Source organism: Psychrobacter pocilloporae (genome assembly GCF_029872915.1).
Classification (GTDB): domain Bacteria; phylum Pseudomonadota; class Gammaproteobacteria; order Pseudomonadales; family Moraxellaceae; genus Psychrobacter; species Psychrobacter pacificensis.
In genome coordinates this window covers 330,764-348,421 of record NZ_PGFT01000001.1, presented here as the reverse complement: position 1 = coordinate 348,421, position 17,658 = coordinate 330,764, and the positions used below count along the sequence as shown (strand labels likewise).

The following is a 17,658-nucleotide window of genomic DNA, read 5'->3' as shown; positions in this document are numbered from 1 at the left end:
GTATTATCCTAAGTAAAAATCATTGGTAGTTTTGACAAAAAACAGAGTCGTATTTACTATAAAACAGATATCTTGCTGTTGGTATATATTTTTTGTAGCTTCTATTAGCACATCAAGCAACTAAAGAAAATTTATACCAGTTTCGCATCCTAGTACGACGCATCTATTTCATTTAGTATCAACTATAGCTACCCAAATTACTTTTACGCTTTGTATTCATGCAAGTTTAAGTAACACCTCTTAATCTTTTGGCTGCAACTCAACAACTTGCCCGCGCACCCCAATACTGGCATCACTCATCAAACAGACGTAGCCTGCCATAATATCTTCAGGTGTTTTTAAGCTCATAGGGTTCTCCCCTGGATAAGCATGAGCGCGCATATTGGTGCGAGTAGCACCCGGATTGACACAGTTAAAGCGCAGGTTGGTGGTGTTTTGAGTTTCTTGCGTGAAGATATCACTCATACCTTCAATCGCTTGTTTTGATAGCGCATAAGCGCCCCAAAACGCACGAGGGTGCGTACCTACAGTGCTAGACGTAAAGACGATAGAGCCATGATCGGCATCTTTTAGCAGTGGTAGCAATGCTTGGGTGAGCATAAAGGTCGCTGTAAAGTTGACCTTCATGACTTGAGCGAATGTATCAACGTCATACATCTCAAGTGGCGTCAATTGCCCAAGCACACCCGCATTATGCAAAATACCATCCAGCTGACCAACTTCTTTATCAATCAATCCTTCTAGCTGCTGCATTTCAGCATAGGTCGCCCCTTCTAGATTCATCGGCAACATAGCAGGCTGTTTACCGCCAAGGCTCTCAATCTCGTCATAGACATACTCGAGCTTGCTGCTGGTACGACCTAGTAGTAATACTGTAGCGCCATAGCGAGCATAGGTTAATGCTGCAACACGGCCAATGCCATCCCCTGCACCTGTCACTAAGATAGTTTTTCCATCTAGACAATGAGTAGGTGGCACAAAATTGCGAATATCGTCATGAGTCAAAGGTTGAGTAAGACTTTGAACGTTTTTTTGGTTGTTTGTCTGATTAGCTGGCTGATTGATATTGTCACTCATGGTATTACTCACTACTTATCGTTGAATCATTAAAATATATGCTTATCAGTATGAACTCAAGATGACTCATACTGACCATTTACTACCCAAAAACCAGTCTATAAATACTCAAATTTGCCAGAAGAAAGCAGCAATTTTTTCAACTGCTCAGGGGTCTCAACAATATAGTCAGCTCCCCACTTCTTTAGCGTTTTTTGATCTTCAGGCGGAATATAACCATAAGCGGCCAAAATGGTTGGCATGCCAGCGGCGTTGCCCGCTTCAATATCACGGATATGATCGCCCACATACAGCACAGAGCCAGCAGCACCGCGAGGGATGCCCAGTTTCTCTAGGGCCATATACATCGGCTCAGGATCCGGTTTTGAGCGTGATACATCGTCTGGACAGACCAAAGCGGCACAGCGCTCATCAAGTTGCATTTTATTGAGCAGTTTTTCTGCCAGATAGCGGGGCTTGTTGGTGACAATCCCCCACGGTACGCCTTTGCTCTCTAAATCTGCCAGCACCGCGTCAAGGCTATCAAACAAGCAGCTATCGACACAAATATCTGCCTCATAGTCATCTAGGAACTGTTGACGAAAATTAAGTAACTCGTCCTCGCCAACCTCTAGCTGATCGTTATGTCTGAGCATTAATTGCACCATAGCGGATGCACCCGCAGAGACTTGCTCACGAATATCTGTCTCAAGCGGCGCTTGCCAATTATTTTCAAGGCTCATTTTACCAATGATACGCACAAAATCTGCAGCAGTATCGATTAACGTGCCATCAAGGTCAAATAAAACAGCTTTTACAAATTGGCTCATAGTGGATGCTCTTGAGATTGATAACGTGTTTAGTAAAATTACAATGGATATCGCTGGTCACTGACAATGTTAACCCATTGGCTTTTGAACGGCGATCATATAATTGACATCGACATTTTGAGCAAGCCAATAACGCTTGGTCAAGGGATTGTAATGCAAACCGATGATATCTTGGCGTGCAAATCCTATATTGATGGCCATTTTGTCTAGCTCAGCTGGCGTGATAAATTTGGCATAATCATGCGTACCGCGATCAAGCAATCGCAGCACATACTCTGCCCCAACGATGGCAAACAAATACGATTTTGGGTTGCGATTGATGGTTGAGAGCACGCAGACGCCGCCAGGGGCTAGTAGCTCATAACACGCCTGTACAATTGAGCTAGGATCAGGCACGTGCTCAAGCATCTCCATACAGGTCACCACATCGAACTGACCTGCATGCGTTCTTGCTAGCTCTTCAACTGGAATATGCTGATAGCGCAATGTGTTCTCTAACCCGCCCTGTGAGGCATGTACGGTTGCGGCCTTGAGGTTTTCAGTGCCCAAATCAATCCCTGTCACATCCGCACCGCGACGCGCCATAGATTCCGACAATATGCCACCGCCGCAGCCGACATCCAGTACCTTTTTACCAGAGAGCCCTTGCTCTGCTGTTTTGATCGCGCCAGTGTTGTTGCCATTGTTAGTGTCGTTTTGATAGCCCCGTTTGACGTTTTCTTCTATCCAATTTAAGCGTAATGGATTGATTTCATGTAAGGTTGCAAATGCACCTGTATTGCTCCACCATTCACTCGCCAAGTTGTTAAATTTTTCGACTTCGCTGGGATCGACGTTGATCGTATTCGTTACTGTATCATCGAAGCGGTTTTTGGTTGTATCGCTCGATGATGGCGAAGAAGCTAAGGCTGAGCTCATAGTATTTCCTTTGTTGTCGTTATCGTTATTATCGTAGAAGGTGCACGATTATGTGTTCAATATTATCATGAGCGCAGCTTCTTTGTCGTAAGTACATCGTCACTGATTGTGAATAGACTGGGCAAGCACCTAAGTTTGTGTGCCAGCTGCTTTGTAATAGCACCCTTACACGGCCTATTATAAAAATATTCATTCATATTATCGACAATTACTCCTAGTATAGAGAGATCTGATCTAAAAATATAAATGAGCGGATAATATTGATAAAAATACAAAGCAGCGTAAGTAAGATACCTTAAATAATAGCTAACAGCTTTACAACTGTCGGTTAAGAATCCGATTCACAAGCGCCCACGTTTTACGTTATCATAGTCGATACCTCAATATTATGTCACTTAAGTATATTGAAATTCTTCTCGCTCAGATATCATGTATTATAAGCGCCATAGATACACAAACCCTTTAACAAACTCTAAATCCCTACATCTTAAGGATAAAGTATGAAACGTGTCATTACATTGACTGGTCTGGCAATGGCCATTGGACTTGCTTCTATGGGCGCACAAGCTGCAGACTATGTCGCTGGAAAAGATTATCGTGTGCTAGACAATCCAGAGACCATCAGCGGTGATGCTATTATTGTTCGTGAGTTTTTCTGGTATGGCTGCCCGCACTGTAATGTGCTTGATCCACATATGGAGAAATGGGCAAAGACTAAAGACAAAGATGTCGTATTCTTTAAAACACCAGCAGCACTTAACCCTGTTTGGGAAGCCAATGCTCGTGGTTTTTATGCGGCTCAGCTTTTAGGGTTCGAAGACAAAACCCATTCTGCCTTGTTTGACGCGATCCACAAAGATGGCAAAAAACTGTTTGATCAATCATCATTGAGTAAATGGTACGCATCAAAAGGCGTGAATGAGAAGAAATTCAACAGTCTTTACAACTCATTTGCTGTCGGTACCAAAATCGGGCGCTCACAAGAAGGCGCTAAGCGCTATCAGCTTACTGGCGTACCTGCTGTAGTCGTACAAGGCAAATATGTGGTCACAGGTGAAGATGCTAAGGTGCCTAAAGTGGTTGAATATCTAGTCGATAAAGCTCGCGCTGAGAAAAAATAGCCTCTATATACAAGCTTATACAGCGCATACAAAAAAGCCAATCATTGATTGGCTTTTTTGCGTTCTAAAATCTAGTCGATATTACTATCGTATATCTATTTTTTCAATTGCGACAAGATCGCCACTTCGCGAATATAGCTTGCCAAGTCTGCTTTGGATTCTGCCATTAGCTCATCATCTTGCATATGCTTGGCGTATTCAATCCACAATAGTAACTGATACATACTATTATGTTCAGAGGCTTTGTATTGTTTGACAAATTGCTTGAGCGTGCCCTCATCATTGATATTTAGACGATCGTACCAACTTTCAATTTTAGACACCTGCTCTTTAGGGAAAAACGCATCAAACAATGCCTTGACCAGCTCATGGCGATTTTCTTCGCTGATGAGCTTACCGACGCGTTTGGTCTGACGGTTACGAGCATTGGCGCTAGTAATGTCAGCTAATGCCATGAGCTCCGCCATAAAATAATCACTGGCTGGCAACGTTTTTAACTGCTTTTTTGAGAGGCTAGCGAGTGGTATGGATAACTGCTGTAAGCGCTCATGGGCTTTTTTGAGCTCTGTGCGCGAAACGCGCATATCTTGTTCTGACCAGTCAATCATAAAAGCTTTCCAAAATAATAAGTAATAAATTAATAGTGCTGAATATAACTACCAACGACTTTTTTCACGGTGCTTTGCCAATACTTTGACGCCTGATGGCATTGCCTTAGCGAGACGACGCTGTAGATGATCGGTGATGAATACTGAACGATGCTTACCGCCGGTACAACCGATCGCAACGGTCACTGTATGACGATTATTATGCAAAAACTCTGGTAGCCAACGTGTCAAAAACTTATCGATATCATCTAGCATTTCAGCCACTTCAGGGTAATCAGCGAAAAATGCGCTGACTTCAGCATCAAGCCCTGTCGAGGCACGCAGCTCAGGATTCCAATGTGGATTGGGCAAAATCCTAACATCAAATACAAAATCAGCATCAATCGGACTGCCATGCTTAAAGCCAAAGGATAACAGATTGATCACAATCTGATTGTCCATGCCAATGTGTTCGCGTAACCTGTCTTTTAACTGATGAATATTTAAAGTCGTTGTATCGATCTTGATATCTGCTTGACTAGAGATGGGCTTTAACAGCTCAACTTCTTTTTTGATCGCGGCAGGTAGATTGAATACGACATGGTTTGCATTGTCACTATCGACATCCTGAGACATGAGTGGATGTACACGGCGCGTCGCATTGAAACGCGCTATCAGGGTGCTCTCCTGCGCGGTCACATATAATACTTGAACAGCTTGTCTGCCGTAAGTGTCTTTTAATGCTGCATAGGTTGCTGCAAAATTGGACAGATCCGCGCGCGGCGTTCGAATATCAACGCCAAGGGCAATGCGATTGATACCGCTCTCTTTTACCAGCTTGTGCGCGGCGCTCGGCAATAAAGACAACGGTAGATTATCAATAGAGTAGTAACCTAAATCCTCTAAGATATTCAGTACTGAGGTTTTTCCTGAGCCTGAACGTCCTGATACCACTAAGATACTGAGTTTATCCGTTGATATTTTTGACGCTGATATTTTTGGCGTTGTCGATGCAGCTTGATTCTCGCTTTGATCCTGATTCATATTCATGATCTACCCATTCTAGTTCATTGCATCCGATACATTATGTACCAAAGGGCTTACCCCACCACTACTAACTGATTATCCAATAAACGTGCGCGTCCCAGCCATGCTGCAACCAAAATAACAATGTTTTTATTTTCTATATTGAAAGTTGTAGAGTCACTTACGACAGAACCCAGCGCTTCAGTTTTTACTTCTAGATAATCGATCGTAAAACCTGCATCACTAATGCGTGTACGCTTGTCTTTTAGTAATGATTCAAACGCTTGCTGACTAATACCACCACCTTTCAACTGCTCTGCCAAATCTTGTAGCTCTCGATGCAGTATAGGCGCAACTTGTCGCTCAGATTCGGTTAAGTATTGATTACGTGAGGAGAGCGCTAGCCCATCATCAGCACGAATAATAGGTGCACCAATAATCTCAATTGGGTAGCTCAAATCACGCACCAACTGCTTAATAATAGCCAGCTGCTGATAGTCTTTTTGGCCAAATATCGCCACATCTGGTTGCACAATGTTGAAAAGCTTAGAGACAACGATACCAACGCCATCAAAATGACCAGGACGTGATTGACCACATAGTTGGCTACTAATAGCGCCAGCTAATACAGTAGTCGGTGGTGGTAATACTGGGTACATCGCATCAACGCTTGGCGCAAACACATAATCTGCACCAACAGTGGCAAGCTTAGCCACATCCTCGTCTAGTGTACGCGGATAACTATCAAAATCCTCGCCCACACCGAACTGAGTAGGATTGACAAAAATACTCACGACGATGATATCCGCATGCTGTTTAGCAATTTTTACCAGCTCTATATGACCCTGATGCAGATTACCCATTGTTGGTACTAACGCAATACGCTGCTGACGGTCTTGTTTGTCAATTTGGTGACCACGATAAGGCTGAAGCGCTGCACGTAGTGATGGGATATCATGATAAATAATTGGAGACATGGTAGTTTTTCTTATATTTCAATATTCTGATATTTGAAAGCTCAAATAGATTAGCTAAATTGATGCTGTTCAGTTGGAAAGCTGCCCTCACGTACTGATTGCTGATATAACGCAAAAGCCCCTTCAATACTGCGTGCATGATTGCGCTCATCGGTCAAAAAGTCATGTACAAAACGTGGCACACGACCGTGTACCATGCCCAACATGTCATGCATCACCAGTACCTGACCATCAGTATCTGCGCCTGCACCGATGCCAATGACTGGTACAGCAACAGCATCTGTCACTGTTTTGGCAAGTGCTGCCGGCACACACTCTAGCACCAAAAGCGCTGCACCAGCATCAACCACTGCCTTAGCATCAGCGAGCAATTTGTCAGCCGCTTCGTCACCGCGGCCTTGAATCTTATAGCCGCCAAAGACATTGACCGATTGCGGAGTCAAACCAAGATGTACACAAGTAGGCGTTCCTGCTTGCGCTAAAGTCGTCACCAATTCACAGAGCTCACTACCGCCTTCGACCTTAATCACATGCGCCCCTGCTTGCATCAATTGGCGGCTATTGGCAATGGCTTCTGGCAACGTCACATAACTCATGAACGGCAGGTCAGCCAATATCAAAGCGTGTTTATTACTACGAGCGATATTGGCTGTGTGATAGGCCATATCATTGACGGTTACAGGTAGTGTTGAGTCATGGCCTTGCACGACCATACCTAGACTATCACCAATCAAAATCGTATCGATCTGTGCCTTATCCATCATCCGTGCAAACATTGAGTCATAGCACGTCAAGCAAGTAAACTTAGTACCCTCTTTTTTAAATTTATTCAACGTAGATAATGTTGTCATATGACCCTCAATTAACTTGCAATGCCTTTAATTATCAATGTCTATCATTTTAGCGAGCGTTAGTGAGCTATCATAAAAAGTATCTGATACTTAATCAGTTATGATAAGCCACTGCAGATCAGTCGTTTGATAATAATTTTAAGCCTGTCCAATCATGACTTTGTGGGTAATCAGCTATTGGTGTTTCTACGATAGTCAAATGTGGCGCTAACTCTCGCAGTGGTATTAATACAAAATTACGCTCGCATAGTCCAACGTGCGGAACCGTTAGCTGTGGTTCGGCAATCTGCATATCACCATATAGTAAAATATCGACATCTAGACTACGCTCACCCCAGCGGCGCAAACGTGCCCGCTTGGCCATGCTTTCTAACTGCTGACAAAAACTAAGCAGCTCAAAAGGCGTCATTACCGTTTCAAACCCAGCAACCGCATTGATAAAGTCTGGCTGGTCTTGTGGACCCATTGGCGCTGACGCATAAAAAGAAGACACGCTAATTTCGCGTATTTTCTCACTCTTTTTCATGCTTTCAAGCGCTTGCTGCAAATGGTCTATAGGCGAGCCCAACTCATTAGATAGATTGCTACCTAGGCCCACATAACAGGTAACCCAGTGACTATCATTCATACTGTTATTCATATCAGGCACTGTCAGTACTAGGCTGACGGCGACGGCGTTTTGATGGCACAGGGCCTTTATCATCGGTCACTTTAACAGCAGGCGCTTGATTACTATTAACTTGCTCAGTCTTTGCTTTGACTGGTTTCTTGACCTTTGTTGGTGTAGCCGCTTTCTTTGTCCCTTCACGCGCTACAGTTTTTGCTTCTGTAGTATCAGCTGGACTAGCTGATGACGCTACTGACTTAAGTGCTTTTCTCGCATACTTCGCTGTTGATTGTTCTTTATCAGCTTTGCTTTGCAACTCGACACTATTTGTACTATCAACAGTAGGCTGACGACGGCGACGCTTGTGCGGAATCGGCTCGTTATTCATACTGACAAGCGCTGGCGATCTGGCGATTGAGCGAGTTGGTTTTACCTGATCAGATGTTGCCTTAACCTCTGACGAATTAGCTTTAGACAACTGAGTACTATCTGAATGATCAGCTTTATCCGTTTGCACAGGTGCATTCTTGCGCTTCGGCTGCGATGCTTGCTCATCTAATAGTTGCTTTTGTAGCGGTGGCACAACTTTTTCGTGCTCTATAACGAACAGTGGCGCAGGTTTAGAGTGATGGCCTTTGTTTGTCGCTTGGTTATTACTGGCAAGCGATAGCTGCTGTAGCTGAGCAAGCTCATTACTGTCTTGCTTGACTTGCTGCGTATCATATTCTTTACCAGTGTTTTTGGTCTGACTGGCAGCGCGACGACGACGTGCTGGGATATTTGATGGGTCATTTACCATTGTCTGATCATTCCTACCTTTATCAGTACTAGTATTGGCTTTACTTTGTTTTGCACTGTTCTGATTAGATGGTGAGTGATCAGTGATATTTGCTTCTGGTTTTTGGCGGTTGCGTCCGCGGCTACGTTGCCCTTTTTTATAGGCACCGCGGCGAATATTTTCGTCGAACGCTTCAATCGCTTGCTGCTGCTCTCGCTCAGACAATGTCTGATACGTCTGCCACCACTCGCCCATGCCATTCGTCGACTCTGACAATGGATGCTCAGCATCACCGCATTGCTCACGCAATAATAAAAAGTCAAAACCCGCACGAAAGCGCGGATGCTCAGAGAGCTGAACGATTTGCTTGCTACGCGGAGCCGCAAGTTTTGGCTGCAATATCCAAATATCACGGATAAACTGCTCAGCAAATTTTGGAATAGCGGTTTTGATGCGTTGACGGTCAATGACTTTACCAGCGGCATGCATTTGTGCTTCAGCAAACGGCATATTGCGCTTTTTAGCTTTTGCCAATTGATGCAAATAGTTTTCCCACAATAGCGCCGCATAAAAGAACGCTGGATTGATGCTTTTGCCTGCCGCAATACGCTTGTCGGTATTGATGGCCACTTGATTGACTAAGGCGCTTGGCTCGGCTGGTGGATAAATGATGAGGCTATCGATCGCGCCAGACTCAAACAATAGTGGCAACAGTGGCACTAGATAGCCACCGGTAAACATCTTCTGTGTTTCATCGTAGAGACGATGTGGCGATATCTGCTCAAGCAGCGCCCAATTACCATCATGAAACTGATCGGATAACGCATCATCAAACTCAAAGCCCAATTTGGCTTTAAATCGCAGCGCACGTAATAGTCTTACTGGATCTTCTTCGATACGCACTGGCGCATGACCCAATAGACGAATGATTCTATTATCAATATCATCAAGCGCACCGCAGAAATCATGAACCACGCCTTTGAGCGGCTGATAATAAAGCGCGTTGATAGAAAAGTCACGACGGGCAAAGTCTTGCTTGATATCGCCCCACACATTGTCGCGCAGGATCATACCGTCCTGATTGGTATTGGCATTGCTCGTTGGTGGACCACGAAACGTCGCCACTTCGATTAACTCGCGACCTGAATATACATGTGCCAATTGGAAGCGGCGACCGATGATACGGCAACGCTTGCCAAAGACGTCTTTAATCTCGTGCGGCTTGGCATCAGTCACGGCGTCAAAGTCTTTTGGGCGCAGACCCAATAAGGTATCGCGCACACCGCCACCAACAATATACGCATCAAACCCAGCTCGGGTCAATGTGGCAATCACTTCAGTAATGGAATTGGGTAATTCAGATTTGTTCAGTTCTAACTGCTTGGCGGCACGCTCGGCCATGCATCTACTCCTCGCCGGTATTCTTTAACCACCCCTGAATAACACAGCGTTTATCAGGCGGATGTACCCGCTAGTTTAACAAATTTTGCACGTGCTGGGTGTGTTATGACATTTACTTACATGCTATTTTGTCAATATTGGGATTGATTAATGCAAAATACCGCTATTAATCTTGCACACTTAAGCGTCTTCGATTTTTCTCAAGCGTTTTTGCACCAATACCTTTCACCTTTGCCAACTCATCTACTGTTTTGAATTCACCGAACATTTCACGATATAAAATAATCGCCTGGGCTTTACTGCTGCCAATACCATTCAGCGATACCAGCTCGCCTTCACTGGCACGATTGATATTTACGGTGGCTTCATTTCGTGCCTGTATTTTGGCATTTTCTTGTGCCAACAGATAATCGTAAGCGCGCTGAGGGTTGTCAAAACAGGGAGCAGCGTGGGCATTATTAAGCATCAGCAGAGCGCATAAAAGACTAACAATAGACATTGCTGTGTAGCTGCTAGGCGAAATATAACTGTGAGACGAAATTTTATGATGAGCGTTCATGTTGTTTCGCCGCTTCCCACAATCCATCCATTTCGGTTATATCGCTGTCCTCCAAACGCTTACCACTTAATGCTAATTGCTCCTCAATATAACCAAAACGTGATTTAAATTTATGTACGCAGGTTAAGGTAGCGGCTTCTGCATCAAGGTTTAGTTTACGTGCGACATTGACGAGCGCAAACATGCAATCGCCTAATTCCTTTTCTACCTCTCTGATATTGGCTTTGATCTCGACTATAGATTTATCTGTTAGCTCATGCTTTAGCTCGGCAATCTCTTCGTCTAGCTTTTCGACGGCACCAGTAACACCGTCCCAATCAAAACCCAGCGTTGACGCTTGTTTTTGTACATTTTGTGCCTGCATGAGAGCACTACCGGCTTTTACGTTATCTAAGCGACGTTTTGACTTACCTCGTGCTTCGCGTGCCTGTTGCTCTTCCGCTTTAATTTCATCCCAGCGTATTTTTACTGCGGCATCGTCCTTGAGCGTTTCGGCTTCAAATACATGAGGGTGACGGCGAACCAGCTTTTCTTGTAAAGTCGTAATGACATCACTCATATCAAAACGCCCTTGTTCAGCGTACATCTGACAATGAAAGATGACTTGTAATAGGACATCACCCAGCTCACCTTTGATATCTTCATCATCATCGCTTTGCACTGCTTCGCCCAGCTCATAGGCTTCTTCAATGGCATACGGAATAAGGCTATGGTTGGTCTGTTTCCTATCCCACGGACAATCTGCTCGTAGACGAGCCATCAAAGCCAGTAAATCATCAAACTCACCGCTTGCTTCTGGCGTTCCTTGCACGGGCTTAGGTACGGTAATTTTATTGTCTAAAATACTCATAGGAAATACTCTTATATCTTATTTATCATGCCATTTTTTGGCTTGGTATAGCGTATAGTTTATCATTCTCGTATGTCAGTGTAGTACGAGGCTTAGTGATCGATCAGCATAAATCTGCATCATACATATCGACATGTATCTAACTCATTGAGTAGTTAATGTATCATTGAACCCTGATTGGCTTATAATTATGCTATCTACTTTCTTATTTTATCATTGCTCATGCGCAAGGAATTTTATCATTATGTCGACTTCTGCGACCACCAGCTATCAGCCAGCCACGGAATTCAATGCTATCACCATCAACTCGTTTAAAGCCTATGATATACGCGGTGAGCTTGGCGTCAATCTCGATGAAGACATCGCCTACCGTATTGGTCGGGCTTTTGCTCAGATTTTATATCAGCGCTATCACGCAGCCATTGAAAATAAAACCAATGATATGGCAGATCTAAAACCAGCTATTGTCATTGGTAGTGATATTCGCCACTCTAGTGAGCAATTAAAACAAGCCGCTATCAGAGGCATCGTTGATGCAGGCGTCGACGTCATAGATTTGGGCATGAGTGGTACGGAAGAGGTGTACTTTGCCACCAGTTATTATCAGGCGCTGGGCGGTATTGAGGTGACTGCCAGTCACAACCCTATCAACTATAATGGTTTAAAACTGGTCAAAGAACATTCAAAACCTATCAGTGCTGATGACGGTTTGGCAGAGATTCAGGCATTGGCAGAATCAGGACAATTTACCACTGACAATCAATCAGGACAGTTGCAATTATTGACTGATAAAAGTGCTTATATCGATCATGTCATGACTTTTATCGATATTGATAAACTAAAACCACTCAAACTGGTCGTTAATTCAGGCAATGGTAGTGCAGGTCCAGTCGTTGACTTGTTAATCAATAGACTGACGCAAGCTGGTGCACCCATTGAAATTATCACGTTGCATCATACGCCTGATGGTAGCTTCCCTAACGGTATTCCTAATCCAATGATTGAAGCCAATAGACTGGCGACCCAGCAAGCCGTACTAGAAAACAAAGCGGATCTTGGTATTGCTTTTGACGGTGACTTTGATCGCTGCTTTTTGTTTGACGAAAATGGCGTGTTCATTGATGGTAGCTACATCGTCGGTATGCTCGCTCAAGCATTTTTGAACAAATACCCGAGTGAGTCAATCGTCTATGATCCACGAGTGATATATAATACTGAAGCGGTTATCGAAGCGCATAACGGAAATGCCGTCATCAGTAAGTCTGGACATTCTTTTATCAAGCAAATCATGCGGGACTCAGGTGCGGTCTATGGTGGCGAGATGTCGGCCCATCATTACTTCCGTGACTTTTTCTATTGTGACAGCGGTATGATTCCTTGGTTACTCACCATTGAGCTGCTGTCTATCACAGGTAAGACCTTATCAGAATTGGTCACAGGCTATATTCAGTCTTATCCCAGCTCAGGCGAACTAAACTTCCGCCTCACGACTCATGATGCCCCAACCATCATCAGTGCCATTGAAGAAAAATTTAGTGTAGACAGCCCTAATAAATCTCTGCTTGATGGCTTAAGCCTAAATTTTGGCGAATGGCGCTTCAATTTGCGTGCTTCAAATACTGAACCACTGATTAGATTGAATATCGAAAGTCGCGGCGATCACTCGTTATTGGCTAGTAAAACGCAAGAAATTCAACAATGGCTAGCGGTACAAGGAGCAGTACCAGCGTAAAGTCACAAAAAAAGCTCGCTAATCATGATTAGCGAGCTTTTTTAATAATGAAGAACTTCAATAACATTATTTAGATCGGCCAATGCCCACATAGTCGCCTACTAAGCGATCAATTTGCGATCGAGTAAATGTATTTTGCGCATCAAATACCGGCATGGCTTGCTGATTGATTTTATCAATATCCAATCGATCTCGTGGCGACCAGCTGATCAAAAAAACGGCCTGAGCATCATTGATTCTCTGATAAGGACTACTAATCAATTCAAGCAATGGTTGTTGTTCGTACAGTGCAGCAAGCTCACCCTGTGCTTTATCACTATAAACCAGTGTACGGATACCATAAGACCACAGTAATGCTAACAATGGATGAATGGCTGAGCCTGCGGTACGGCCTGAGCCTGCTTTATAACTGCCGCCCCAGATCATGACAGTTTTATTGTCAATGAAACCATCAAAATACTGCCAAAACTTGCGAAATATCAGCTCTTTTTGGTCCTCATTAATATGCACGACAGACTGTAAAAGAGGCATGTCTAAACTATGCATTTTGCTCGACTGCTGTAACTTAGCCAGCTCGGTAGGTAGTGTGTTACCGCCAAACCCCCATCCTGCCTGTAGATAGCTACTGCCTACGCGCTCATCCAACCCCATAATACGACTCACCTGACTGATATCCACCTGCTGGCTATCCGCCAAGCGTGACATCTCATTCATAAAGCTCACCCGGGTCGCGAGCATCGCCATGATACTACTACGCGCAAACTCTATCGTTGCGATATCGGCATGATGAGCGGCGCGAGCATGCTGCATTAACGGCTGTAACATCTCTAAATGTTGGTTGCTGTCTGCTGTTTTTTCACCCAGCAACCATAATGCAGGGTTCAACATGGAGTTATAAGCATCACCATCTTGCAAAAAAACAAACGGTATATAATAGACCCACGCTCGCTGTAGACGCTCAGATAGTGCTGATACAGCGCCTAATTCCTTAATTCCGCTCATTATTACAGGTAATGCCTGCTGATGGCTTTGATTAAAAGCCCGAATCCAACCATCTTCTGTCCACGCAGACTTAATACTGTCTAAAAACAACCAGTAAAGCGCCACTTTATTTTGATCATCACTATGAATGCTCTGACTGACGACGTGGCTGTCACCATGATTTGCCGTTTCATAATATTGTATTAACGTCTCTGCACTATCTGGCAATGCTTGACTTGTAATAACTCGCTGCTGTACATACATTTGCCATAGCGCTTGCAGATGATGCTCAAAGCTATATTGCTGTATCTGCTGAGCCAATAGATCTATATCTGCATACAGATGAACGCGTTGACCTAAACTTGCCAGCACCACGGCACTGGTAATCGCTTCGATACTATGGCCAACCAGCACACACACATTGGAACTGGTCAATGGGTTTGATGCAAATCCATTATAAGGCATACATTGATCGTTTGTAGCAGTCCCCATGAGTGTACCTTTTTACATTATTGATTGATCAGTATTACTAAGACAGTTTTTTGATATGCTGTAATAACTGGTCGGTAGAAGTGTCAAATTGGCTGTGAGCCTCTTGCTGCATAGCGTCATGCACAGACTCTGCCATTTGCTTGCCCATCTCAACCCCCCATTGATCAAACGGATTGATATCCCAAATACTGGCCATCACGTAGACTTTATGCTCGTAGAGCGCAACCAGCGCACCCAAACTATGAGGCGTAAGCTCATCGATAAGCAAGGTAGTCGATGGTTGATTACCACGGTAATATTTGTATTTATCTGCACTGGATACCGTTTTTGCATCACTATTCGATGCCTCTGTGACAGCAGCATTGCCAAATGCCAAGACTCGACTTTGCGCTAAGCAGTTTGCTAAAGATAGCTCATGCTGTTGTTGCAACGAGGCGTTTTGCACCTCGCCACTATAACGGCGTACACAAGCGATAAAATCACAGGAGACTTGCTGCGTGCCTTGATGCAGTAGCTGATAAAAGGCATGCTGAGCGTTTGAACCAATCTCGCCCCACAGAATTGGGCAAGTATCATAATCAATATGGTCGCCGTGCTGAGTGACCGACTTGCCATTACTTTCCATTTCAAGCTGGGTCAAGTAGCTAGGCAGATAGCCCAACCGTCCATCATAAGGCAATACGGTATGGGCATTCACCCTCAAAAACGTACTGTTCCATACAGCTAGCAGCCCTAGCAATACTGGTAAGTTATCTGTAAAATGCGCCTGTGCAAAATGCTCATCCATACTGTGAGCACCACTTAGTAGCTCCCTAAACCTATTCATACCAACACGAATAGCAATGGCTAGCCCAATCGCTGACCACAAAGAAAACCGGCCTCCAACCCACTCCCAAAGCTCTAATTGATGCTCAAGATGTATCCCCCAAGCCCTCATCTTTTCACTATTGGCTGATATTCCAATAAAGTGCCGACGCAACACACTGTCTTCAGTACCAGCGCGCAGCGTCGCCGTCGCAAGTAACCAAGACAGTGCGGTTTTGGCATTAGATAAAGTATCAACTGTGCCAAAGGATTTAGAGGATATAATAAACAAAGTGGTTTCAGGGTTTAAATGTTTGAGCAAATTATCAAGCTGAGTGCCGTCCATATTAGAGACGAAATGTACACCGATTTCCGTATCTGCCCATTCATCAAGCGCAGCGGTCGCCATAAGAGGCCCAAGATCAGAGCCGCCAACGCCAATATTAACCACATCAGTGATGGCCTTACCTGAGAACCCTCGCCATGTGCCACTACGGACACGTTCGGATAATCTCGCTACCTGCGCCAAACTATGATGTACATCGGCAACCACATCTTGCTTACCAACTTGTAGCTCTGCATTCTCAGGCAGACGTAGTGCTGTATGTAGGGCCGCACGTTCTTCACTATTGTTGACCATCGCCCCTTGCATCAACGCATCAATTCGAGCGGACAACTCACAGCTATCTGCTAGCCGCAATAAAGCATCCATAACTCGCTCATCGATACACTGCTTGCTATAGTCCATGTACAGCGCGCCAGCTTGCGCACTAAAGCGTGTCGCACGACTGTCATCTTGCGCAAATAAACTTGCCAGCGACCATGGCTGCGCCGCAAGCGTTTGCAACTGCTCCCAGTATTTGGAACGGCGAGCGCTATGATACTTCTTATCGTCCTTTATCTTATCCATCGCTATTTTTCATCTGCTAATTGCTGCTCGGCAAAATAGATAAACGCTTGCATATACGAGCGCATGTCACCGGCATCATAACTGGCACCGCGCATCGTTGTCACATTCACACCATATTCGTTAATAAGCGCATCGATAGCATCAGTCAGTTGAATCTCACCACCGACTGAAGCTTTAGTGTTTGCGAGGTAATCAAAAATATGATTGCTAAAAACATAACGCCCTACGACAGCTAGGTTTGATGGTGCTTCTGCTAAGCTTGGCTTTTCTACAAAACCTGCCACGCCAAAGCTGGCATTAACGCCGCCAGATATCTCATCTATATGACTGGTATCGATAAGTTTGGCGATACCGTATTTGTGCACATCTTCGTCAGCAACTTCATTTACCAATATTTGCGAATGGCCATCATGACTAAAAGCATCAATCATAAAGGCCAAATTATCAGCAGCCATATCAGTAGTAAACGGATCGAGAACGACATCAGGGAGCAATACAGCAAAATCATGTTCGCCAATGATAGGACGCGCAGCTAGTACTGCATGCCCCAAACCTAAGGCCTTACCTTGACGTATTATTGATACCGTTACATCCTCTGGTAGCCAATTTAAACTATCAGCCACCTCATCTTTACCTTTATGACGTAATTGATTATCTAGCTCAGCATTGATATCGAAGTAGTTTTCAATCGCGCTTTTTTGTGCATGACCGACCAAGACCATATGCTTGATACCCGCAGCGATAGCCTCTTCGACCACATAATGAATGGCAGGGCGATTGCCAAGCGGTAACAATTCTTTTGGCACAGATTTAGACAATGGCAGCATACGCGTACCAAAGCCTGCGACAGGGATAACAGCATGAGTAATTTTTTTCATAATAAGAGGACTGTTTTAAGAAAGTAGGTTAGGTAAAATAATGCTAACTTAGCAAATACTTAGTAGATATTATAGCGATTTGGATTTGTACCTTGCTAATATCAAACGTCTCAGCAGATATACAGAAATTATCAGTTCAAGAACCCTGAATCAAAAATTACGAGCTATATCATTCAAAATAACATGTTTATGAGAACTGATACAATCTTTATAAGTAATGGCCAATATCTCGCTTTTCATAGGATTTTCAGATATAAAAAAACACCCCATTGTAGGGGTGTCTTCTTAACATTTCAATAT

The 17,658-nt window shown here is 44.1% G+C and carries 16 protein-coding genes; 2 read left to right on the top strand and 14 right to left on the bottom strand.

Annotated elements, in window-relative coordinates; all coding sequences use genetic code 11:
* Positions 1-240: 240 nt before the first annotated feature.
* From CUR83_RS01535 to ubiG, 3 genes are all read right to left on the bottom strand, one after another.
* Positions 241-1,077, bottom strand: a complete 837-nt coding sequence (locus tag CUR83_RS01535) for a YciK family oxidoreductase (protein WP_093069810.1) — start codon at positions 1,075-1,077, stop codon at positions 241-243.
* A gap of 98 nt (positions 1,078-1,175) precedes the next feature.
* Positions 1,176-1,886 (bottom strand): HAD family hydrolase, encoded by a 711-nt coding sequence (locus CUR83_RS01530; protein ID WP_186475273.1) that lies wholly within the window; start codon positions 1,884-1,886, stop codon positions 1,176-1,178.
* A gap of 69 nt (positions 1,887-1,955) precedes the next feature.
* The gene (gene ubiG, locus CUR83_RS01525; protein WP_093069805.1) at positions 1,956-2,804 is read right to left on the bottom strand and encodes a bifunctional 2-polyprenyl-6-hydroxyphenol methylase/3-demethylubiquinol 3-O-methyltransferase UbiG; all 849 of its coding nucleotides are present in this window, start codon (positions 2,802-2,804) and stop codon (positions 1,956-1,958) included.
* Positions 2,805-3,304: 500 nt separating this feature from the next.
* Here ubiG and CUR83_RS01520 point away from each other — a divergent pair, with 500 nt between their 5' ends.
* Complete coding sequence (locus CUR83_RS01520) at positions 3,305-3,925, top strand: thiol:disulfide interchange protein DsbA/DsbL (RefSeq protein ID WP_071002556.1); 621 nt, start codon at positions 3,305-3,307, stop codon at positions 3,923-3,925.
* 95 nt (positions 3,926-4,020) lie between these two features.
* On the opposite strand, the gene yjgA is transcribed toward CUR83_RS01520, so the two are convergent.
* The 8 genes from yjgA to mazG all read right to left on the bottom strand — a co-directional run bounded on the left by yjgA (position 4,021) and on the right by mazG (position 11,561).
* The gene (gene yjgA / locus CUR83_RS01515) at positions 4,021-4,533 is read right to left on the bottom strand and encodes a ribosome biogenesis factor YjgA (RefSeq protein WP_071002557.1); all 513 of its coding nucleotides are present in this window, start codon (positions 4,531-4,533) and stop codon (positions 4,021-4,023) included.
* A gap of 48 nt (positions 4,534-4,581) precedes the next feature.
* Positions 4,582-5,562 (bottom strand): RNase adapter RapZ, encoded by a 981-nt coding sequence (gene rapZ, locus CUR83_RS01510; RefSeq protein ID WP_212564021.1) that lies wholly within the window; start codon positions 5,560-5,562, stop codon positions 4,582-4,584.
* 50 nt (positions 5,563-5,612) lie between these two features.
* Entirely contained in the window at positions 5,613-6,515 is a 903-nt protein-coding gene (panC, locus tag CUR83_RS01505; RefSeq protein WP_083328898.1) for a pantoate--beta-alanine ligase, read from the bottom strand.
* A 50-nt stretch (positions 6,516-6,565) separates the two neighbouring features.
* A complete protein-coding gene (gene panB, locus CUR83_RS01500) occupies positions 6,566-7,366 on the bottom strand; it encodes a 3-methyl-2-oxobutanoate hydroxymethyltransferase (RefSeq protein ID WP_071002559.1) in 801 nt (266 codons plus the stop codon).
* Between the two features lie 118 nt (positions 7,367-7,484).
* A complete protein-coding gene (folK, locus tag CUR83_RS01495; RefSeq protein WP_071002560.1) occupies positions 7,485-7,994 on the bottom strand; it encodes a 2-amino-4-hydroxy-6-hydroxymethyldihydropteridine diphosphokinase in 510 nt (169 codons plus the stop codon).
* A gap of 13 nt (positions 7,995-8,007) precedes the next feature.
* Positions 8,008-10,152: a polynucleotide adenylyltransferase PcnB gene (gene pcnB / locus CUR83_RS01490; protein ID WP_071002561.1), complete on the bottom strand. Its 2,145-nt coding sequence runs from the start codon at positions 10,150-10,152 to the stop codon at positions 8,008-8,010.
* 166 nt (positions 10,153-10,318) lie between these two features.
* The gene (locus CUR83_RS01485; RefSeq protein ID WP_284718912.1) at positions 10,319-10,711 is read right to left on the bottom strand and encodes a helix-hairpin-helix domain-containing protein; all 393 of its coding nucleotides are present in this window, start codon (positions 10,709-10,711) and stop codon (positions 10,319-10,321) included.
* Complete coding sequence (gene mazG / locus CUR83_RS01480; RefSeq protein ID WP_284718911.1) at positions 10,695-11,561, bottom strand: nucleoside triphosphate pyrophosphohydrolase; 867 nt, start codon at positions 11,559-11,561, stop codon at positions 10,695-10,697. Before mazG ends, CUR83_RS01485 begins: the two co-directional genes overlap by 17 nt.
* A gap of 244 nt (positions 11,562-11,805) precedes the next feature.
* Here mazG and CUR83_RS01475 point away from each other — a divergent pair, with 244 nt between their 5' ends.
* On the top strand, positions 11,806-13,293 hold the full coding sequence (locus CUR83_RS01475; protein WP_240365734.1) for a phosphohexomutase domain-containing protein: 1,488 nt from the start codon (positions 11,806-11,808) through the stop codon (positions 13,291-13,293).
* 66 nt (positions 13,294-13,359) lie between these two features.
* On the opposite strand, the gene CUR83_RS01470 is transcribed toward CUR83_RS01475, so the two are convergent.
* The 3 genes from CUR83_RS01470 to CUR83_RS01460 are packed head-to-tail and all read right to left on the bottom strand — an operon-like array spanning position 13,360 to position 17,358.
* Positions 13,360-14,766: a UDP-glucose/GDP-mannose dehydrogenase family protein gene (locus CUR83_RS01470; RefSeq protein ID WP_284718910.1), complete on the bottom strand. Its 1,407-nt coding sequence runs from the start codon at positions 14,764-14,766 to the stop codon at positions 13,360-13,362.
* 37 nt (positions 14,767-14,803) lie between these two features.
* Positions 14,804-16,480 (bottom strand): glucose-6-phosphate isomerase, encoded by a 1,677-nt coding sequence (gene pgi, locus CUR83_RS01465; protein ID WP_093069791.1) that lies wholly within the window; start codon positions 16,478-16,480, stop codon positions 14,804-14,806.
* Between the two features lie 2 nt (positions 16,481-16,482).
* The gene (locus tag CUR83_RS01460; RefSeq protein ID WP_093069789.1) at positions 16,483-17,358 is read right to left on the bottom strand and encodes a UTP--glucose-1-phosphate uridylyltransferase; all 876 of its coding nucleotides are present in this window, start codon (positions 17,356-17,358) and stop codon (positions 16,483-16,485) included.
* Positions 17,359-17,658: the final 300 nt, after the last annotated feature.